Origin of the sequence: Microbispora triticiradicis (genome assembly GCF_005864065.1) — a bacterium.
Taxonomy (GTDB): Bacteria; Actinomycetota; Actinomycetes; order Streptosporangiales; family Streptosporangiaceae; genus Microbispora; species Microbispora triticiradicis.
On record NZ_VANP01000001.1, the window covers coordinates 889,175 to 909,171 of the forward strand.

General features: G+C 69.3%; 20 protein-coding genes and 1 pseudogene. 11 read left to right on the plus strand and 10 right to left on the minus strand.

The features are described from left to right. Position 1: 1 nt before the first annotated feature. The 5 genes from FED44_RS04155 to FED44_RS04175 all read left to right on the plus strand — a co-directional run bounded on the left by FED44_RS04155 (position 2) and on the right by FED44_RS04175 (position 7,358). Complete coding sequence (locus tag FED44_RS04155; RefSeq protein ID WP_138459793.1) at positions 2-997, plus strand: ABC transporter permease; 996 nt, start codon at positions 2-4, stop codon at positions 995-997. Further along, the gene (locus FED44_RS04160) at positions 994-2,757 is read left to right on the plus strand and encodes a dipeptide/oligopeptide/nickel ABC transporter permease/ATP-binding protein (RefSeq protein ID WP_138459794.1); all 1,764 of its coding nucleotides are present in this window, start codon (positions 994-996) and stop codon (positions 2,755-2,757) included. Before FED44_RS04155 ends, FED44_RS04160 begins: the two co-directional genes overlap by 4 nt. Beyond that, complete coding sequence (locus FED44_RS04165) at positions 2,754-3,611, plus strand: ABC transporter ATP-binding protein (RefSeq protein WP_138459795.1); 858 nt, start codon at positions 2,754-2,756, stop codon at positions 3,609-3,611. Before FED44_RS04160 ends, FED44_RS04165 begins: the two co-directional genes overlap by 4 nt. A gap of 146 nt (positions 3,612-3,757) precedes the next feature. Beyond that, positions 3,758-5,224, plus strand: coding sequence for a cellulase family glycosylhydrolase (locus FED44_RS04170; RefSeq protein WP_244301695.1), 1,467 nt, complete (start codon positions 3,758-3,760; stop codon positions 5,222-5,224). Between the two features lie 88 nt (positions 5,225-5,312). Continuing rightward, the gene (locus tag FED44_RS04175; RefSeq protein ID WP_244301696.1) at positions 5,313-7,358 is read left to right on the plus strand and encodes a beta-galactosidase; all 2,046 of its coding nucleotides are present in this window, start codon (positions 5,313-5,315) and stop codon (positions 7,356-7,358) included. A gap of 14 nt (positions 7,359-7,372) precedes the next feature. Here FED44_RS04175 and FED44_RS04180 read toward each other — a convergent pair whose 3' ends face one another. Both FED44_RS04180 and FED44_RS04185 read right to left on the minus strand, forming a co-directional pair. Beyond that, on the minus strand, positions 7,373-8,590 hold the full coding sequence (locus FED44_RS04180) for an ROK family transcriptional regulator (protein ID WP_138459796.1): 1,218 nt from the start codon (positions 8,588-8,590) through the stop codon (positions 7,373-7,375). A gap of 219 nt (positions 8,591-8,809) precedes the next feature. After that, on the minus strand, positions 8,810-9,388 hold the full coding sequence (locus FED44_RS04185; protein ID WP_111700122.1) for a TetR/AcrR family transcriptional regulator: 579 nt from the start codon (positions 9,386-9,388) through the stop codon (positions 8,810-8,812). 93 nt (positions 9,389-9,481) lie between these two features. On the opposite strand from FED44_RS04185, the gene FED44_RS04190 reads away from it, so the two are divergent. Then, positions 9,482-10,534: an NAD(P)-dependent alcohol dehydrogenase gene (locus FED44_RS04190; protein ID WP_138459797.1), complete on the plus strand. Its 1,053-nt coding sequence runs from the start codon at positions 9,482-9,484 to the stop codon at positions 10,532-10,534. 363 nt (positions 10,535-10,897) lie between these two features. Here FED44_RS04190 and FED44_RS04195 read toward each other — a convergent pair whose 3' ends face one another. The 7 genes from FED44_RS04195 to FED44_RS04225 form a co-directional block, all read right to left on the minus strand. Beyond that, positions 10,898-11,647, minus strand: a complete 750-nt coding sequence (locus FED44_RS04195; protein ID WP_111700121.1) for a TIGR03943 family putative permease subunit — start codon at positions 11,645-11,647, stop codon at positions 10,898-10,900. Beyond that, the gene (locus FED44_RS04200) at positions 11,644-12,657 is read right to left on the minus strand and encodes a permease (RefSeq protein WP_187405965.1); all 1,014 of its coding nucleotides are present in this window, start codon (positions 12,655-12,657) and stop codon (positions 11,644-11,646) included. The genes FED44_RS04195 and FED44_RS04200 overlap by 4 nt, the downstream gene beginning before the upstream one ends. A 121-nt stretch (positions 12,658-12,778) precedes the next feature. Continuing rightward, entirely contained in the window at positions 12,779-13,657 is an 879-nt protein-coding gene (locus FED44_RS04205) for a metal ABC transporter permease (protein WP_111700119.1), read from the minus strand. Next, a complete protein-coding gene (locus FED44_RS04210; RefSeq protein ID WP_111700118.1) occupies positions 13,654-14,505 on the minus strand; it encodes a metal ABC transporter ATP-binding protein in 852 nt (283 codons plus the stop codon). The genes FED44_RS04205 and FED44_RS04210 overlap by 4 nt, the downstream gene beginning before the upstream one ends. Beyond that, positions 14,502-15,449 (minus strand): metal ABC transporter solute-binding protein, Zn/Mn family, encoded by a 948-nt coding sequence (locus tag FED44_RS04215; protein ID WP_138459799.1) that lies wholly within the window; start codon positions 15,447-15,449, stop codon positions 14,502-14,504. Before FED44_RS04215 ends, FED44_RS04210 begins: the two co-directional genes overlap by 4 nt. A gap of 630 nt (positions 15,450-16,079) precedes the next feature. Beyond that, positions 16,080-16,307: a 30S ribosomal protein S18 gene (gene rpsR, locus FED44_RS04220; protein ID WP_138459800.1), complete on the minus strand. Its 228-nt coding sequence runs from the start codon at positions 16,305-16,307 to the stop codon at positions 16,080-16,082. Further along, a complete protein-coding gene (locus tag FED44_RS04225; protein WP_138459801.1) occupies positions 16,304-17,443 on the minus strand; it encodes a CobW family GTP-binding protein in 1,140 nt (379 codons plus the stop codon). The genes rpsR and FED44_RS04225 overlap by 4 nt, the downstream gene beginning before the upstream one ends. A 77-nt stretch (positions 17,444-17,520) precedes the next feature. Between FED44_RS04225 and rpmG the strand changes: the two are divergent. The 5 genes and pseudogenes from rpmG to rpmF all read left to right on the plus strand — a co-directional run bounded on the left by rpmG (position 17,521) and on the right by rpmF (position 18,637). Further along, positions 17,521-17,684 (plus strand): annotated as a pseudogene (gene rpmG, locus FED44_RS04230) (50S ribosomal protein L33). Continuing rightward, positions 17,681-17,926, plus strand: coding sequence for a type B 50S ribosomal protein L31 (locus FED44_RS04235; RefSeq protein WP_138459802.1), 246 nt, complete (start codon positions 17,681-17,683; stop codon positions 17,924-17,926). Before rpmG ends, FED44_RS04235 begins: the two are co-directional and overlap by 4 nt. Next, complete coding sequence (rpmB, locus tag FED44_RS04240; RefSeq protein ID WP_111700112.1) at positions 17,926-18,162, plus strand: 50S ribosomal protein L28; 237 nt, start codon at positions 17,926-17,928, stop codon at positions 18,160-18,162. Before FED44_RS04235 ends, rpmB begins: the two co-directional genes overlap by 1 nt. After that, entirely contained in the window at positions 18,162-18,461 is a 300-nt protein-coding gene (rpsN, locus tag FED44_RS04245; RefSeq protein ID WP_138459803.1) for a 30S ribosomal protein S14, read from the plus strand. The genes rpmB and rpsN overlap by 1 nt, the downstream gene beginning before the upstream one ends. Positions 18,462-18,463: 2 nt before the next feature. After that, positions 18,464-18,637: a 50S ribosomal protein L32 gene (rpmF, locus tag FED44_RS04250; protein WP_111700176.1), complete on the plus strand. Its 174-nt coding sequence runs from the start codon at positions 18,464-18,466 to the stop codon at positions 18,635-18,637. A gap of 305 nt (positions 18,638-18,942) precedes the next feature. On the opposite strand, the gene FED44_RS04260 is transcribed toward rpmF, so the two are convergent. After that, positions 18,943-19,920 carry an L-threonylcarbamoyladenylate synthase gene (locus FED44_RS04260; RefSeq protein ID WP_138459804.1) on the minus strand — a complete coding sequence of 326 codons (978 nt, stop codon included), beginning with the start codon at positions 19,918-19,920 and terminating at the stop codon, positions 18,943-18,945. Positions 19,921-19,997: the final 77 nt, after the last annotated feature.

The window sequence follows — 19,997 nt, forward strand, 5'->3', positions numbered from 1 at the left end:
GATGCGGTACTACCTCCGCAAGTTCGGTTTCTACCTGGCCGCCCTGTGGGCGGCGGTCACACTGAACTTCTTCATCCCCCGGATGATGCCGGGCGACCCCGTGAGCATCCTGATGGCGAAGCTGCAGCAGCGGGGCGGCTCGGTGAACCCCGAGGCTCGCAGAGCCTACGAACTGCTGCTCGGCACCGACACGGGCGAGCCGTTGACCAAGCAGTATCTGTCCTATCTCGGCAACATGCTGCACGGCGACTTCGGAATCTCGGTCAGCGCCTACCCGGTGCCCGTCTCGGAGGTCATCGCGACCTCCCTGCCCTGGACGGTCGTCCTGGTGGGCATCGCGACGGTGCTGTCGGTCCTGGTCGGCGCCGGGCTGGGAATGGTGGTGGGTTGGCGGCGGGGCACCTGGCTCGACTCGCTGGTGCCCGCGACCACGGTGCTGGCGGCGGTGCCGTACTTCTGGCTGGCGCTCGTCCTCGTCGCCGTCTTCGGGTCCGCGCTGGGCTGGTTCCCGCTCATCGGCGGCTACGACGTCGACTTCACCCCCGGGTGGAACCTCGACTTCCTCGGCTCGGCCGTCCACCACGGCATCCTGCCCGCGCTGACGATCGTGATCTCTTCGGTGGGCGGCTGGCTGCTGGGACTACGCAACATGATGGTGTCCACGTTGTCCGAGGACTACGTGCTCACCGCCACCGCGAAGGGGCTGCCGAACAGGCGCGTGATGATCTGGTACGCCGCACGCAACGCGGCACTGCCGTCGATCGCCGGGTTCGCCATCTCCCTCGGGTTCGTGGTGGCCGGCTCCATCGTCACCGAACAGGTGTTCTCCTACCCCGGCATCGGCTCCAAGCTGCTCGAGGCCGTGCAGAACAACGACTACGCGCTCATGCAGGGCATCTTCCTGGTCACGACCGTGGCGGTGCTCGGAGCCAATCTGGTGGTCGACCTGCTCTACGGCGTCATCGACCCCCGAACCCGCGCGGGAGGGAACGTATGACCGATCCCGGTCCGGATTCCCCGGCGCCCCGGCGCGCCGTGCTGCCCTGGTCGTCGCCCAAACTGGTCACCGGGCTCGCCCTGATCACCGCGATCATCCTGTTCGGCGTCACCGGCCCGCTCTTCGCCGGCGATCCGGACGCGATCAACGACATCGGACTCACTTCACCCGGCGGAGGCCACGTCCTCGGCACCACGCAGCTGGGCCAGGACGTGCTGGCCCAGATCGCGTACGCGACCAGGGGATCGCTTTACATCGGCGTGCTAGTCGGCGTGATGGCCACGGTCCTGTCGGCGCTGTTCGGCATCGTGGGCAGCTATGCCGGCGGCGTTGTGGACGAGGCGTTCTCCCTGTTCTCCAACGTGATGCTGGTGATACCCGGCCTCCCACTGGTCATCGTCATCTCCGCGTTCGTACCGCCCGAGCAGCGGGGGGCGTGGACCATCGCGGTGGTGCTCGCGATCACCGGCTGGGCCGGGTCGGCCCGGGTGCTTCGCGCGCAGACGCTGACGTTGCGCAACCGGGAGTACGTCCTGGCCGCCCGCGTGGCGGGGGAGCCGGCATGGCGGATCATCACCGTCGAGATCCTGCCGAACCTCCTGCCGCTGCTGGCCTCCCAGTTCGTCTTCTCGGTGATCGCGGCGATCCTGTCAGAGGCCGGTCTGTCGTTCCTCGGGCTTGGTGCTTCGAACTCCTCCACCCTCGGCACGATGCTCTACTACGCCCAGAACGGCTTCGCGCTGCAACGCGGCGCGTGGTGGTGGTTCGCGCCACCGGGCCTGATCATCGCGCTGTTCGGATGCGGCCTCGCACTGATCAACTTCAGCATCGACGAGATCACCAACCCCAAGCTGCGCGCCGTACCACGCCGGATCCGGCGCCCGCGGCGCGAGCCGGCGCCGGTCGGGCGGCCCTCGCAGGATGTCGTGGTGAGTGTGCGGAACCTGTCGGTGACCTACGGAAACACGGTACGGGCAGTCAAGGACGTGTCGCTGGAGGTACGGCGGGGCGAGATTCTGGGCCTGGCCGGCGAGTCGGGCAGCGGGAAGACGACGCTCGCGTACGCGATCAACCGCCTGCACCGGCCGCCGGCGGAGGTCACCGCCGGATCGGTCACCTTTCATCACCGGGACGGCGGGGACACCGACATGCTCGCCCTGCCGTCCGGCGAGCTGCGGGCCTTCCGGTGGTCGCAGATGTCGGTGGTGTTCCAGGGAGCGATGAACTCGCTGAACCCTGTCATGACGATCCGGGCGCAACTGGAGGACGTACTCACCACGCATCGCCCCCAGCTCTCGCGGAGCGATCGCCGGGCGCGCTGCGCCAGGGCGTTGGAGCTGGTGGGCGTGGACCCCGCGCGGCTGCGCTCCTACCCCCACGAGCTGTCCGGAGGCATGCGACAGCGCGTCATGATCGCGATGGCCATGCTGCTCGACCCGCAAGTCATGATCATGGACGAGCCGACCAGCGCCCTGGACGTGGTGGTGCAACGAGGCATCCTCCGCGAGATCCTGCGCCTGCGCGACGAGCTGGGATTCGGGATCGTGCTCATCACCCACGACCTTCCCCTTCTGCTCGAGGTGAGCGACCGCATCGCCGTGATGCTGGGCGGGGAGATCGTCGAGTGCGCGGCGGCTGAGGAAATCCTCGCCAGACCCCGCCATCCCTATACCCGGCGCCTGCTCGAATCGTTCCCCAGCCTCACGGGTGAGCGCGGCGCGTTCGTCCGCACCGGTGAGGCCACCGGAGGTGCACGGTGACCACGCTCGACGTGCAGGACCTCGTCAAGGACTTCCGCATCCGGACCGGTCTGCGCGGACGGCGGCTGCGGGCCGTGGACCACGTCTCGTTCACGCTTTCGCCCGGCCGTACGGTCGCCCTGGTCGGGGAGTCGGGTTCGGGCAAGTCCACGATCGCCAGGATCATCGCCCGGCTGGAACGGCCCACCGCCGGACAGGTCGTCCTGAAGGACGACGACGGCGGCCGGGTGTCCGATCGGGCGTACCGCGACCACGTGCAGATGGTGTTCCAGGACCCGTTCTCCTCACTGAACCCCTTCCACACCGTGGAGCACCATCTGATCCGCCCGCTGCTGCTGCACGGGCAGGCCCGTACCGGGGCCGAGGCCCGGGAGAAGGCCGGTTACCTGCTGGAACGGGTCAACCTACCGGCACGCGACATCGTCCACCGCCGCCCGCACGAGCTGTCCGGCGGCCAGCGGCAGCGGGTCGCCATCGCCCGCGCGCTCGCGCCGGGGGCGAAGGTGATCGTGGCCGACGAGCCCGTGTCCATGCTGGACGTCTCCATCCGGCTGGGCGTGCTGAACCTGCTGGCGCGCCTGCAGCGCGAGGAGAACCTCGCCGTCCTCTACATCACCCACGACCTGGCCACCGCACGGCACTTCTCCGACGACATCCTCGTGCTCTACCGAGGCCGGGTCGTGGAGCGCGGCCCGGCCGACGAGGTCATCCTCGCCCCGCGGCACCCCTATACCCGGCTCCTGGCCGCCGCCTCGCCGGACCCGGAGGCGCGTGGCCGTTCGTTCGACATCGATGCGGCGGCTGTCGTGGCCGCCGGCGAGGCTCCCGCCTACGACCATCGGATCCAGTCGTGAGGCGGCAGATCTCCGGATCCGCAAAGGAGAAAGAGGAAAGCCCAATGAAACACCGCGTCGCGTTAGTGACGGCGGCCGTCGGCCTCGTGGCCGCGGGCGCCGCGCTCGTGAATGCACCGGCCTCGGCCGCCGCCGGCGGCTGCTCAGTGAAATACAAGGTCGCAGGTGAGTGGTCGGGCGGCTTCCAGGGTGACGTCTCGATCACCAATCTGGGCGACCCGCTGACCAGCTGGACGCTGGAGTTCGATTTCCCCAGTGCCGGTCAGGGTGTGAACAACGGCTGGAGCGCCGACTGGTCGCAGACCGGCGCCCACGTCACCGCCAAGAGCTTGAGCTGGAACGCCAAGGTGGCCACCGGCGCCTCGGTGTCGATCGGCTTCATCGGCAAATGGAGCGGGAGCAACCCGGTTCCCACCGCGTTCAAGGTCAATGGTGTCGCCTGCACCGGCCAGTCCCCCAGCCCCAGCGCAAGTCCCAGCTCAAGTCCCAGCGCGAGCCCCAGCTCAAGTCCCAGCGCGAGCCCCAGCGCGAGCCCCAGCTCAAGTCCCAGCGCGAGTCCCAGCGCGAGTCCCAGCACTGATCCCGGTGGCCCCGCACCGCAGCTGCACGTCTCCGGCAACAAGATCGTGACGGCGGCCGGGAAGCCGTACCGGCTGCTGGGCGTCTCCCGTTCCAGCGGCGAGTTCGCCTGCGTCCAGGGCAAGGGGATGTGGGACTCCGGCCCGGTGGACCAGGCGTCGGTCGACGCGATGAAGAGCTGGAACATCCACGCCGTCCGCATCCCGCTCAACGAGGAGTGCTGGCTCGGCCTCAACGGCTCGCCCAGCGGCGCCGCCTACCAGCAGGAGGTCAAGAAGTACGCGGACCTGCTGGTCGCCAACGGCATCACGCCGATCCTCGACCTGCACTGGACCTCGGGCGCCTACAGCAACGGACCGGACTGGCACTGCAAGGACGCCACCGCGACGTGCCAGAAGCCGATGCCGGACGCGCAGTACGCTCCCCAGTTCTGGACCGGCGTCGCGAAGACCTTCAAGGGCAACGACGCGGTGGTCTTCGATCTGTTCAACGAGCCGTACCCGGAGGTCGGCAGCGACTGGAACAAGACCTTGGGCTGGCAGTGCCTGCGTGACGGCGGCACCTGCACCGGCATTCCCTATGAGGTGGCCGGCATGCAGGACCTCGTCGACGCGGTCCGGGCGACCGGCGCGACCAACCTCCTCATGGTGGGCGGCCTGGAGTGGGCCAACGACATGCGGGAGTGGCTGGCGTACAAGCCGAACGACCCGCTGAACAACATCGCCGCATCCTGGCACTCCTACAGCTTCAACGCCTGCGCCACGGCGTCCTGCTGGGACAGCCAGATCGCTCCGCTCGCCGCGAAGGTCCCCGTGGTGACCGGTGAGTTCGGCGCGGACAACTGCGGCTACGACTACATGGACCAGCTCACGAAGTGGGCGGACAAGAACGGCGTGTCGTACCTCGCCTGGACCTGGAGCCCGTGGGGCTGCAGCACGGGCGCGGTGCTCATCAAGGACTACGCCGGCACGCCCGAGCCCGGCATCGGCGAGGGCTACAAGGCGCACCTGCTCACCCAGAACCCGTACGCGTGATCACCTGTCCTGACCGCAGGTGACAGTGCCGGGCCCAGCCATCGGACCGCGGTGGCTGGGCCCGTAACGGCTCGCCAAGGAGCGTCACATGACCAACCCTCGTATGCACGCCTTCAGGAGCCGCCTGGGCGGCCTGGCCTACGGAGGCGACTACAACCCTGAGCAGTGGGACCGCGCCACCTGGCGGGAGGACGTCCGGCTGATGCGTGAGGCCGGGGTGAACCTGGTCTCGCTGGGGATCTTCGCCTGGGTCGCGATCGAACCAGAGCCCGGGGAGTACGAGTTCGGCTGGCTCGATGAGGTCATGGACCTCCTGCACGAGGGCGGCGTCAGCGTCAACCTGGCCACCCCCACCGCCGTGCCGCCCGCCTGGCTCACCCAACTGCACCCGGAGGTCTTCCCCATCATGGAGGACGGCCGGCCTCTCGGCTTGGGCAGCCGTCAGCACTTCGACCATGCCTCCCCTGTCTACCGTGAGTACGCCGCGAACATCGTCACCCGGCTCGCCGAGCGCTACTCCTTCCACCCGGCTCTCGCGATGTGGCATGTCAACAACGAGTACGGCCCCACGTCGTACAGTGAGGCCGCCGCCGACGGCTTCCGCCGCTGGCTCCGGCGCAGGTACGGCGACCTCGACACCCTCAACGCCGCCTGGACCACTAGCTTCTGGGGCCAGGTCTACACGGACTGGAACCAGATCGAGGTGGCCAACGTCATGGGCGTCTGGATGAACCCCGCTCGCCGCCTCGACTTCCGGCGCTTCACCTCCGACTCCCTGCTCGAGTGCTACCTCGCCGAGCGTGACATCCTCCGCTCCTTCCGCGACGACATCCCCGTCATGACCAACCTGATGTCCTTCTACCCGCACGCGGACTACTGGAGATGGGCGCCGGAACAGGACGTCGCCGCCCTCGACGTCTACCCCGACCCCGGCGATTCCGAATCGCACATATCGACCGCATTCCACTACGACATGTTCCGCTCACTGAAGAACGGTCAGCCGTGGATGGTCATGGAGCAGGCCGCGAGCGCCGTCAACTGGAGAGACGTCAACCTGGCCAAGGAACCTGGGCGAATGCGGCTCGGCTCGCTGCAGGCGCTGGCACATGGATCCGACTCGGTGATGTTCTTCCAGTGGCGGGCCGCCCGGGGCGGGGTGGAGCGCTTCCACTCCGCGATGGTTCCTCACTCCGGGCCGGACTCGCGGACCTTCCGGGAGATCGCCGACCTGGGACACGAGCTGAGCCTCCTCGCCCCGGTGGCGGGTACGACGATGCGGTGCGCCGACGTCGCGATCCTGTTCGACTGGAATGGCCGGTGGGGGCTGGAGGACACCGGATGGCTGCCCCGTGACGACTTCGACTATGGCGAAATCGTGCTGCGCCACCATCGGCCACTGTGGAAACACCACCACACGATCGACGTGGTGTCTCCCAGAAGCGACCTGGCGCCGTACAAGGTCCTGATCATCCCCAACGCGTACCTGATCGACGACGAGGGCGTCGCGGCCGTCACCGAGTTCGCCCGCGCCGGTGGCACCGTCGTCATGTCCTTCTTCTCAGGCGTCGTGGACGAGTGCGACCGCGTCCGCCCCGACGGCTATCCGGGGGCATTCCGTCACCTCATCGGGGCGAAGATCGACGAGTACTGGCCGGCGCGTCCCGGAGAGCGGTTCGCGGTCCGGTTCGCCGACGGGCGCACCGCCACCGCGAGCTGGTGGCGGGAGGACATTCATCTGGAAACCGGCACCGCGCTGGCGAGATACGCTGACGGGCCGCTGGCGGGGCGCGCCGCGATCGTCGCGAACGCCTACGGCTCCGGCCGGGTCGTCTACTTCTCGACTCTCCTGGACGACGCCGCCTTCCATGCCGTCCTTCTGGACCAGATCCGGATGGCCGGGGTCACGGATCCCTTCCCGGGCCTGCCCGCTCACGTCGAGTGCACGGTACGGGAGGGCGGGCGGAACGAGTACCTCTTCCTGCTCAACCACAGCCCCGACGTGGACGTCGCCGTTCCCCTGGACCGCTCGGGAGTCGACCTGCTGACGGGCGCCGCGGCAACCGAGGAGATCACATTGGCTCCCCTCGGCGCCGCCGTCATCCAGACGACACGTGTGCCCGACTCCGCCGTGTGACGGCGCCGGGGACGTCAGGCTCGTACGTCCAGCTCGAGGAGGGCCAGCTCGCCCTGCAGGACAAGCACGGCGCCGCCGATCGCCGCCGCGTCCGAGCTGCTGACCGAGGTGACCACCCGGACCGGGTGCGCCCGCCGGGCGAAGGTACGCCGTTGCACCTCCTCCTCGATCACCGACTGGTAGATCGACGCTGCGGTGGTGAAACTGGGGCCGGCGAGCACGATCAGGTCGAGGTCGAACAGGCTCGTCATCGTGACGGCGGCGGTACCCAGATGGCGGGCGGAGCGCTCGATCAAGGTCCGTGCCGCTGGGTCTCCGGCGACGGCGGCGGTCGCGATGCGGGCGAACCCGGTCATGACGTCGGTATCCGCAGGGTCGAGTTCAAGCCGTTGACCGAGGCTTGATTCCTTCAGCGCCTGCCTTATCACGGCGGCGGGTTCCACGTAGTTTCCAAGGCAGCCGTAGTTGCCGCAATCGCACGGTCCTCCATTGAGGTCGATGGTGATGTGGCCGATCTCGACGGCGTTGGAAGAGACGCCGCGGTACACCTCGCCGTCGATGACGACGCCCCCGCCGAGGCCACTGGCCATGTAGAGGCACCCGTATGTACCGGACTCCACCGCCCCCAGCCAGTACTCGCCGATCGCCGCGGCCGCCGCGTCGTTGTCGAGCAGCACCGGCAGGCCCAGGAGTTCGGACAGGCGCGGCGCGACGGGATATCGGAACCACTCGGCGGTCGGCTGGTGGGTCAGCAGCACGCCCGCCTGCCGGTCCTGTGGTCCGTAGGTCGCCAGCCCCACGCCGAGCACTTTGCCGCGATCGACTCCGGCGGTCTCGATCAGGGCGTCCACACGCGAGGCCACCAGCGAGAGTGCCTGCTCGGGAGGCAGCAGCGCCGTTCCGGGGAACGCGGTCCTGGCCACCTGCCGGCCGGTCAGATCGACGATGACGATGATGCAGATGTTGCGTTCGAACAGCACTCCCACGGCGTACCGGGCGTGTTGGTTGATCTGCAGCAGCGTCGGACGCTTGCCTCCGGTCGACGCGCCGCGCCCGACCTCGACGACCAGCCCGAGGTCCATGAGCTCACGAACGACCTGGGTGATGGTCGCCGCCGTGACTCCGGTGTCGGCGGCGAGCTCGACCCGGCTGATGGTGCGTGCCTTCCGGATCCTGTTGAGCACGATGCCGCGGGTCTTCGGCCTCCCCGCCCCGATGGGGCTGGTCGCCATTCGGCCTCCCTTGAAGCCACCGACCGACCACAGGGTGCGAGGCTCGGTGGGGACGTGTCTCACGTGATTCAGCGACAACGGTTCATTGATCAATCAATGAACTATTTTCCCACCGTCCTATGGAGTTGTCGTATCCGGCGACGTGACCGACAGTGGCGACCGCCCCGAAATCGATGTCCGACGGCGCCTGCCCGTCCCGGACGGCAGGTGGATGCTCGGTCAGGGGGCGATAGCGCGAGCGACGCACTCGCGCAGGAGGGCCCTGCGGCGGTCGTGGTCGGTGGCGGGCTCATCCGCGGTGGCGGTGTAGAAGCCGCTGGCCGGGGACCAGGCACAGGCCATGGCGATGACCAGGGCGATCAGGTCGAGGGGGTCACCCTGGCGGAGCCGTCCGGCGGCCTGGGCGGCGGCGATAGCGGTGACTTTCGGCTCGTCGTCGGGGGTGTCGGTGAGGCGTCCTGCCGGGCGTCGTTCCAGCCGCAGCCAGGCCATGAGGCGGACCAGTTCGGGATGCCGCAGGTTCTCGTCGTACATTCCCACGGCCCAGCCGGGCAGGTCCTCGGCATCGAAGGCGACGGCGCTCATGAGCCGGTCGGCGTGGTCGGCGATCACCGCGTCGAACAAGCCGTCCTTACTGCCGAAGTAGCCGTACACCTGGGCTTTGTTGGTGCGCGCGGTGGCGGTGATGCGGTCGATCCTGGCGCCGGCGATGCCTAGCTGTGCGAACTCCTCGGCGGCCGCGTCCAGAATCCGGCGCCTGGTCGCGGCGCCCTTCGGCGTGGTCGGCAGCTCGGGCATGACCTCAGCTTAACAGACAGACTGGTTGGTTTGCTTTTCGACCGAGTGTGACCTACGCTCAAGAACAGACCGAATAGTCTGTTTCGAGGATTCATGCGTACCACCATCGGCTGGATGAGCACCGAGGGCACCACCGCGCTGCGGCGCGTCCGCATCGAGCGCCGCGACCTGCGCGACGACGACCTTGCGGTCCGCGTCGACTACTGCGGCGTGTGCCACAGCGACCTGCACCGGATCGGCGGCCTTCTCGGCGAGGGCGCTCTGGTCCCCGGCCACGAGTTCACCGGCACGGTCACCGCCGTCGGCGCCGCGGTGACCGCGTTCTCGGTGGGCGACCGGGTCGCGGTCGGGACCGTCGTCGACTCGTGCGGGGTCTGCGAGATGTGCCGGATCGGACAGGAGAACTTCTGCTACGAGGGCCCCGTCACCACCTACGGCGGGACCGACCGCGTCGACGGCACCAGGACCCAGGGCGGCTACAGCCGCGAGTACGTGGTGCGCGACCGGTTCGCCTACCACCTGCCGGACGGGCTCGACCAGGCCGCCGCCGCCCCGCTGATGTGCGCCGGGGTCACCGTCTGGGAGCCCCTGCGCACGGCCGGGATCGGGCCCGGGAGCCGGGTCGCCGTGGCCGGCCTCGGCGGGCTGGGGCACCTGGGGGTGAAGCTGGCCGCCGAGCTGGGCGCCGAGGTCACCGTCCTCAGCCGCACACCCGGCAAAGCCGGCGACGCCCACAAGCTCGGAGCGGTCGACACCCTGATGATCGGCGACGACCAGCAGACCCAGCGGGCACGCGGCAGGTTCGACCTCATCCTGGACACCATCCCCGCCGCGCACGACCTGTCCCCGCTGCTGCGCATGGCGGCCCTGGACGGCACCCTCGCCCTGCTCGGCTACCCCCTGGAGCAGGCGGTCCGGATCCTCGACCTGGTCCAGGGCCGCAAGAAGCTGACCTCCTCGGGCACCGGCGGCCGCCGCCACACCGCCGAACTGCTGGACTTCTGCGCCGACCACGCCATCACGGCCGACGTCGAGGTGCTGCCCTCGGCGCGCGTCCAGGAGGCGCTCGACCGCCTCGGCCGCGGCGACGTCCGCTACCGCTTCGTGCTCGACCTGTCCGACCTCGACGAGCCCGCCGACTCATGAACCGTGGACACCTCAGAGCATGGCGGCGACTCACCCCCGCGGCCACCGAGACGGCCACACCACCGTCTACGTACGCAGGCGGTCCGCTCCCCTTGAGCTGGGCTGGTTGCAGCTCAACGCCCTCGTGTACCTCGCTCTCCATCCCGCAGGAGTCACTCGCGACCAGCTCACCACAGCCCTGTGGCCCGAGGACACCGGCAAGGACGTGCACAACACACTTCGGCACCTTCGAAACGCGCTCGTCACCGCGACCGGGTACGAGAACCCTCGGTCGGACGCGGAACTGCGTCACTGGGGAAGTCGACCGGCCCTCATGCTGCTCTATGAGGGCCGGCCGCATTTCGGCATGGGCGTGGTGTCGGCTTACTCGTACGGCTCGCTTGGTTCTGGGATCTCCGTCACCTGGATGGCGGTCATCTCCGGTGGCACGGTTCCGTTCGGGATCTTGCGGGACCTTGGCGAGACCCAGGTGCCGGTCACCTCGACCCAGGTGTCGTCGGGCGGCGGAGCGGCGCCGCGCACAGCCACCTTGAGGGCGATGGCGTCGGCCGCGCAGCAGCTCATCTGCATGCGGGTGACGTACCAGCGGTCCTTCTTCCTCGACCGTACGACGAAGCCGGTCAGCCGGACCCTCTTGCCGGTGAGGGTGCGCTCGCGGAAGTCCCAGGCCCGGCCGATGAACTCGCCCACCGCCATCGGAGTGATCTTCTCCGCGGAGAGCGGGACGTAGGAGCCGGTCGTCGCCGGCGGCCGGATGGGCGCGTCCTCACCACGAGCGGCGAAGGCACCCAACGCGGGGGGCGCGATCAGGACGATCGCGAAGACGGGCAGGGACAGCAGCCAGCCCACCTGCGGCGCCCGTGAATGGTCGTGACCCTCGGCCTGCTTCCCCGTCCCTTCGTGGACGTGTTCGTCGTGAGCGTTCGCGTACGGACGCCGCCACTCCTGGACGAGGCCGACGACTCCGAGAGCGAGGACGACCACCCCCGCGGCGAGCAGGAAAGGACGGAAGCCGGGTTTCACGTAGTTGAGGTATGACGTCGTCAGGGCGGTTATCCAGAGCACGACGCCGCCGAGCAGGGTCAGCACGAGACTCTGGGACAGGCGGCTCACAGGAGGACTCCTCCGATCGCCGAGCTGACCACGACCGCGAGCAAGAACGTCATTGGAACGAACCGCATCGCGAAGGCCCGGCCGAAGGTCCCCGCCTGCAAGGCGATGAGCTTCAGATCGACCATCGGCCCGACGACCAGGAAGGCCAGCTTCGCCGTAGGGGAGAACGCGGTGAGTGAGGCGGCGACGAACGCGTCGGCCTCCGAGCAGATCGACAGGACGACCGCGAGAAGCGCGAGCACGGCCGCCGACAGCACGGGGACGTCCGCCACCGAGGTCAGCCATGCGCGGGGCACTACCACGTTCAGTGTGGCCGCCGTGATCCCGCCGATCACCAGGAATCCGCCCGCGTGGAGGAGGTCGTGCCGCATGGCGTCGCGGAACTCTGCCCACTTCGAGCCGGCGGGGGCCGTACGGGACGGCACCCGCAGCCACGAGGCCCGGCCGAAGCGCAGCCACAGCCAGCCGGCCGCGACCGCCACCAGGAGCGAGGCGGCGAACCGGGCCACGGCCATCATCGGCTGTCCGGGGAACGCCACGGCCGTGGCGACCACGACCACGGGGTTGATGGCGGGCGACGACAGCAGGAACGCCAGCGCGGCCGCCGGGGTGACCCCGCGCGAGATCAGGCCCGAGGCCACGGGGACCGAGGCGCACTCGCAGCCGGGCAGGACCGCTCCGGCCGCCCCCGCCACGGGGACCGCGGCGTAGGGGTTGCGGGGCAGGGCCTTCGTCCAGAACGACGGCGGGACGAAGGCCGCGATGGCCGCCGACAGCAGCACGCCCAAGACGAGGAAGGGCAACGCCTGAACGCAAATCGCCACGAAAACGGTCGCCCAGGTCTGCAGCACCGGGGCCGTGAGCAGGGGTGTCAGCACCAGGCGGCCGATGACGAGAAGCGTGGCGAGGAGCGCGAACAGCCAGGGCGTCACCGGAGGTGCGGCCGACCTACGGCCCCAATCCGGGGGCGGTACCTCTGTCGAGGACTCCACCACAACCCGGTCCGGCATGCGCCTCATCCTGGCAGAACTTTTCAGCGGTGATCCTGGGATCGGCACTACGCGACCCCGTCAAAGTTCCGTATGGCAGTCGCGTGAACCGGGCGGGGGAGGAACGGAGCTCACCATCGCCTCAGCCGGGGACCACAGCCGGGGGTCTGCGCGCCCAGCCGCCACGGGTGCGTACGGCGCCCACAGCGCGGCAGGCCAGGTAGATGACGAAGGCGATGGTGGTGACATACGGACTGATCGGGATGCTGCTGCCCAACGCGATGAGGATGCCGCCGACCACAGACGCGACGGCGAACAGGACGCTGAGCAGAGGGATCAGGCGAGGGGAGGCCGTCACCCGGATGGCGGCGGCCGCAGGGGTGACCACCAGGGCAAGCACCAGCAGAGCGCCGACGATCTGGATGGTCGTGGCCACGGCGAGACCCAGCACCAGGGTGAATACGGGGGACAGAGCCCGAACGGGCACGCCGCGGGCGGCGGCGACGTCGGGATCGAGGCTGGCGAAGGTCAGCGGACGCCAGATGACTGCCAGGACGAGCAGGACGACGACCGACACTCCGATCAGCCAGGCTGTCTGCGGGGTGTCCACGGCCACGATCTGCCCGGTGAGCAGCCCGAACTTGTTGGCGGCGCGGCCTTTGTACAGCGACAGGAACAACACGCCGAGTCCCAGTCCGAACGGCATCAGGACGCCGATGGCGGAGTTGCGGTCCCGGACGCGCACCCCCATGGCACCGATCACCGCGGCGGCCAGGACCGATCCGAGGAGGGATCCTGCCACCACGTTCACCCCGAGCAGGAGCGCGGCCGCAGCGCCGGCGAAGGACAGCTCGGCGATCCCGTGTACGGCGAAGGCCAGATCCCGCATCATCACGAACGTACTGATCAGGCCGCCGACCACACCCAGCACGGCCGCGGCGAGGATCGAGTTGGCGACGAGGGCCAGCAGTTGCCCGTAGTCGTCGTAGTTGAAGATCTGGTGCCAGGTGTCGGTGCTCATGACTGGACGCCTTCAGCGTGGTCGGGGTGGTGCGGGATGGGGGCACCGGCGATCAGGTAGCGGCCGTGGGCCCGGACCACCTCGACCGGGCCACCGTACAGGTCGGACAGAACGGAAGACGTCATCACCTCGTCGGGCGTGCCGACGCGGAATCGGCCCCCGGCCAGGTACAGCACCCGGTCGACCAGTGGCAGGACCGGATTGAGCTCGTGGGTGACGAAGAGTACTGCGGCGCCATGAGCGCGCCGCCGCCGGTCGAGCAGGTCGACGATCGCGTGCTGGTGGTGCGGGTCGAGCGAGAGGAGAGGCTCGTCGCACAGCAGAAGCGCTGGATCGGTGGCCAGGGCCTGCGCAACGCGCACCCGCTGCTGCTCGCCGCCGGACAGCAGGCCGAGGGGCATGTCCGCGTACGCGTGCGCGCCCACCTCGGTCAGCAGCTCGTCGATGCGACGCCGCAGCCCTCTGCTGCCGAGGGGCAGACCCCAGCGGTGGCCGTCGACGCCGAGCCGCACGAGGTCGCGGGCGCGCAGCGGCATGTGCGGGGCGACGGCGCGCTGCTGGGGGATGTAGCCGATCAGATCGCTGCCTCGCCGGGGCGGGCGGCCGTCGATCAGCAGGGTCCCGGCAGAGAGAGGTAACCGGCCCAGGATGGCGTGCAGCAGGCTGGTCTTGCCCGATCCGTTGGGGCCCAATACGGCGATGAACTCGCCGCGGCGCAGCTCCAGATCCAGCCCGGACCACAGCACGCGCTCGCCACGGCGCAGTTCCGCATCGGTCAGGCTGAGGACGACGGGTGTTCCGCTGGTGAAGGTGGCCTGCGGTGCGATGGCGCCCGACTGTTCGGTCATCGCCCCAGGGCCTTGCCGAGCGCGGCGAGGTTGGCGGTCATCCAGCCGATGTAGTCCTCACCGGAGGGCAGGGTCTCGGTGACCGGGACGAGGGGGATGCCGTTGCCGGTCGCCGCCTCGCGGACCTTCTCGGTCTCCGGGCCGGCGGTCTGGGAGTTGTAGACGAGGACCTGGACCTTCTTGCCGGTGAACAGGGCGAGGGTGTCCCGCAGGACGCGGGGGGAGACGTCGTTGCCTTCCTCGATGGACTCGCTGAACTCCTCGGGGGTGGCGTTGGTCAGGCCACAGGCCTCGATCATGTAACGCGGGACCGGCTCGGTGATCGCCACGGCGGTCCCCTTCGCCGTCTCCGCCATGGCCGCCTCCTGCTCCTCCAGCGGCTTGAGCTTCTGCTTGAATGTCTCGGCTCCAGCGGTGAAGGCGGCGGCTGCGGAGGGGTCGGCCTTGCCAAGCGCGGCGGCGATCGAGTCGGCCAGCCGCGCGACGGACGGGAAGTCGTACCAGACGTGCTCGTTGAGCTCCTCTCCGTCCGCCGCGGTCTTCCCAGAAATCTCGACCGCGTTCAGCACCTGGGCCGAGGTGTTGCCGGCGGCATCGCGCATCGTGTCCATGAAGTCGTCGTAGCCGCCGCCGTTCTCAATGATCACCTTGGCCTTGGACAGAGCCAGCTGGTTCTGCGGATTGGCCTCGAAGGAGTGCGGGTCCTGGTCAGGGCTGGCGATGAACGAGGTCACCGCGACCTTGTCGCCGCCGATCTGCCGGACGATGTCGCCGTACACGTTCGTGGAGGTCACCACGGCGACCGTGCCCGGGCCGATGGACGCGCTCATGGCCAACTCGGGAGATGTCGCGGGAGAAGATGAGCCGCCGCAACCGGTCAGCAGCACAGAAGTCAGGCCCGCGAGGACGAGCACGGAGGGACGACGCAGGGGGGAGGTGTTCATGTCGATCCTTGTCGGAAATGACAACGGTTTTCATTTTAATCTAGCATCGCCACCTGGATCGGCCGCAATGGGGCAGGAGGCACAGAAGGTCACCGCATGGCCTTCGAGGGCTCCGTCTCGTCCGTCCAGCACGATGTGCACACGCCGTAGATCTCCTCGACATGGAAGCCGACCGCAGCAGGAAGCCGGTGAAGGACGCGGTCAAGGTCACCGGCCTCGAGGGCATGGACCATGACCTGTCGTGCCGTTCTCGACACGGAGAAACCCTGGACGATCGCAGCGGGCGTTTCACGATGTTCCCTGTGAGCCATGCAACCGTGGTTTGGAAGCGGCGGCTGCAGGACTCGTCGCCCGGGAACTCGGGCATGGGCTTGTGGAACTGCGACGGCCGGACCCGGCGGCAGACTGAGCCGAACTCCGGTCCGGAGACATGTCTTCGCCGGCATGATGTCGGCCCCGGGGCGGATCCACGCCTATGTCCCAGCCGGTCTGCTCCTTCTTGCCAGCTCGATCCGCGGCCGCAGCACACTGTGGGTCTATGGCCGCGGATCCGAACGGGCCGACGGTCTACCGGTCAGAGGACGTCGCCGGGCGCCGGACCACGTCCGACGGCGCCGTCCGCTGTGTCGATCACGAACGCGGCCGGGAGGCGTAGGAGAGCAGGGCCATCTCACGGGCGTTCTTGACAGCGCGGGCGATCTGGCGTTGTTGCTGCACCGTGACGCCGGTGACGCGACGGCTGCGGATCTTGCCGCGGTCGGAGATGAACTTGCGCAGCAGGTCGGTCTCCTTGTAGTCGATGTAGCGCACGCCCTGCAGCGGGTTGCTCTTCTTGCGGAGGGTGCGGCGGGGCTTCATGCGAGCTCCTTGAGGTCGAGGATGTGGGCGAAGGGGTCGTCGTAGCCGGCCCACACGTCGGAGCCCGCCAGGGCCTCCTCCTCGGTGAGCAGGCAGGCATCGAGCAGAGCGTGGAGGCGCTCTCGGGCGAGGTCGGGCCCGGTGAACACCAGGTGCTGGACGCGGTCGCCGGTGATGTGGTCCCAGTCGAGGTCGGCGGCCGTGCGGCGGCCGGGGGAGACCATGTCCCAGGCGGCCTCCGGCAACGCGGCCAGCCAGGGCCCGGCATCCTCGACCGACACGACGCCGGCGACCGCGTCCCAGGCGAGCAACCGATCTGGCCGGCTGGCCAGCCAGAACCGCCCGCGGGAGCGCACCGATTGGGTGACCAGCTCGTCCAAGGCCTCGAACAGGCGACCGGGGTGCAGCGGGCGCAGCCGGCGCCACACGACTGTGGTGATCTCGTCGGTCTGCGCGTCGCAGGGCAGCTGGGCGGTGGCGGGGTCGACGCGTTCGGCCAGTTCCCGTGAGCACAGCCGGGCGCCGGTCACGCCCGGCAGCGACTCGGCGAAGACCGGGGTGCAGGGCGCGAGGTGGGCGAGCACGGCGCGGGAGAGCTCCGCGTCCTCTTCATCGCCGCCGTGCAGGGTCAGGGCGGTGGCGTACTCGATCTGCCGGGTCAGGACTTCGGAGAGATAGCGCTGGTCGCCGGCCGCGGCCCGCTGGCCGGTCTCGCTGAGGCGGTCACCGCGGGTGATGTCGACGGGCATGTGCTCGGCGTGCAACGCGGTCAGCACGCAGGTCAGCCGCAGGATGTCGTGGGCCTCCTCGCAATCGACAGCCTCGGCGACCGAGCGCGGCTCGACCGAGTCCCACAGGTCGACCACGAGCAGCGACGCGATGGCGGCGTGCCGCACCAGCTGAGGGAGAAGGTCCTCGCGGACGGTGCAGGTGACACAGCCGTGCGCGAGCCGTATGTCGGCCAGGTCGAGCACGGTGGAGGCGTCGCGGACCACGCGCTCCACCCGGCCGGCGGTCACCTCCCGCAGGTCGTGGTGGACGGCGACGGAGCCGGGGTGGTCGCGCAGGAGGCGATCGACGACGGCCGTGCGAGCAGAGGCGTGCAGGCCCGCGACCAGGACGACGGGGGTGGACATGGAGGGCCTCCGAGTTGCGGAGATGGAAATGATTATCGTTATCATTGCACAGGATGATGGCGAGAGAGGAAGGGCCCATGGCCAGAAACGAGCTACGCCCCGTGTTCAAGCTGCGATCGAGGCGGGGACCGGCTACATCTACGTGACCCGCAAGAACCGCCGTAACAACCCCGACCGGCTCACGCTCCGCAAGTACGACCCGATCATCCGCAGGCACGTCGCCTTCCGGGAGGAACGATGAAGAAGGACATCCACCCCGACTACCACCCGGTCGTGTTCCGCGACCCGGGCGCCGGGTTCGCCTTCCTTACCCGCTCGACCATCACCAGCCACAAGACCATCGAGTGGGAGGACGGCAACACCTATCCCGTGGTGGACGTCGACGTCTCCTCGGCGAGCCACCCCTTCTACACCGGGCGCGGCCGGGTGCTCGACACCGCCGGCCGAGTCGAGCGGTTCAACCAGCGCTACGGGAGAGCCTGATGTCCGCGCACTGCCAGCTCATGGGAACTGCGCCGGTCTTCGGCAACCGCGTCTCCCACTCCCACCGGCGCACCCGCCGGCGCTGGAACCCCAATATTCAGCGCCGCCGCTACTGGCTGCCCAGCGAGAACCGCCATGTCCGGCTCACGCTCAGCGCCCGGGCGATCAGGACCGTCGACAAGATCGGCATCGAGGCCGCCGTCACCCGGATCCGCGCCCGGGGAGAGAGGATCTGATGGCCAAGAAGAGCAAGATCGCCGCCAACGAGAGGCGCGAGGCCGTGGTCGCCCGCTACGCCCAACGGCGTGCGGAGCTGAAGAAGGTCGTACGCACCGGCACTCCAGAAGAGCGGGCGTCGGCTGTACGCGAGCTGGCGCGCCAGCCGCGTGACGCGAGCGCGACGCGTGTGCGCAACCGGGACTCCGTCGACGGCCGCCCGCGAGGGTATCTCCGCACGTTCGGGCTCTCCCGGATCCGGTTCCGTCAGATGGCCCATCGGGGCGAGCTGCCGGGCGTGACGAAAGCGAGCTGGTGATCGTGGCCGTTCCCAAGCGCAGAACCTCGCGCAGCAACACGCGCCACCGCCGCAGCCAGTGGAAGGCAACCCCACCCGACCTGGTGCCGATCACCGTGGACGGACGCGAACTCCTGGTGCCCCGCCGACTGGTCCGCGCCTACCAGCGCGGGCTCATCGTTCCCGACGTGGTTTGATCTCTCGCGGTAGTCAGCGAGAGGGGTGGCAGGTGGCGCGCTGAAGGCCGTGGAAGGTCAGCGACGAGTTATGGGCGGTCATCGAGCCATTGCTGCCCAGGCACCAGCGCCGGACCCGCTAGCCGGGGCACAAGCGGCTGGATGACCGCCTGGTACTGCAAGGCATCTTGTTCGTCCTGCACTGCACACCGGCATCGGCTGGGAGCGCCCGCCGCAGGAACTGGGCTACGGCTCGGGCACTCGCGGCGGACTGCGAGGGGATGCCACCAGCGGCGAGCCGTATCCCTGACCATTGGCGTTGCCGGTCACTCGGAGGGCCGGGGCCCCGCGGCGCGGCGGAGCCGGTTGGCGATCGCCAGGCCCAGCCCCTCCTCCGCCGGCAAGGACGCGACGATGAGGTCGCACCCCAACTGGTCGAGCTCGCGCAGGAACCCGTACAACCCGCGCGCGTAGTCGGCCATCGAAGCCGGGACCGCCACCACGGCGTGCGCCTTCACCGGGGCGTCGGCGAAGGAGGGGGGAAGAAAGACGCCCACCTGGCGCCCCAGCTCCTGCGCGAGCTCCGCTTCGGCCACGACCTTCCCGGGCTCGACCAGGACGACCTGCGCACGCGGCGCGTAGTGTGACGGATGCTGCCCCGGTACACGAACGCGGCTCGTCGAGTGAACCGCGAGCGGGAACCCCAGCACCGCTTCGAGGTCCTCCTGCGTCACCCCGCCGGGCCGAAGGATGCTCGGGGTGTCGCCCGTGGCGTCGACAATCGTCGACTCGACGCCGACCTGACAGCCGCCACCGTCTAGCACGAAGTCGACGGCATCGCCGAGCTCCGCGCGGACGTGGTTCGCCGTCGTGGGGCTGACCGAGCCGAAGCGGTTGGCGGACGGGGCGGCGACGCCGCCGCCGAAGGCCGACAGCAGCGCGAGTGCGACGGGGTGATCGGGCACGCGCACGGCGACCGTTTCCAGGCCACCAGTCGCTTCGAGGGGCACCCGCCGACCGCGCCGCAGAACCAGCGTGAGCGGCCCCGGCCAGAAGCGTTCGGCCAGCAGGCGCGCCGCCGCGGGCACGTCCTCGGCCCAGTCGCCCAGGTGCTCCGCGCCGCCGATATGGACGATCAGCGGATGGGAGGGTGGGCGCCCCTTGACCTGGAAGACACGCGCGACAGCGGCAGGGTCCTCGGCGTTGGCGCCCAGGCCGTAGACGGTTTCGGTCGGGAAGGCGACCAGACCCCCGGCGCGCAACACACCGGCCGCCTTCTCGATGTCACTGGTTCTAGCCGTCACCCTCGCAATCCTCCCACTGTCCCGAACAGGGTCGGCATCGTGCTTTGTCCTCGCCGCCATAGGCCAGGCCGACCGTC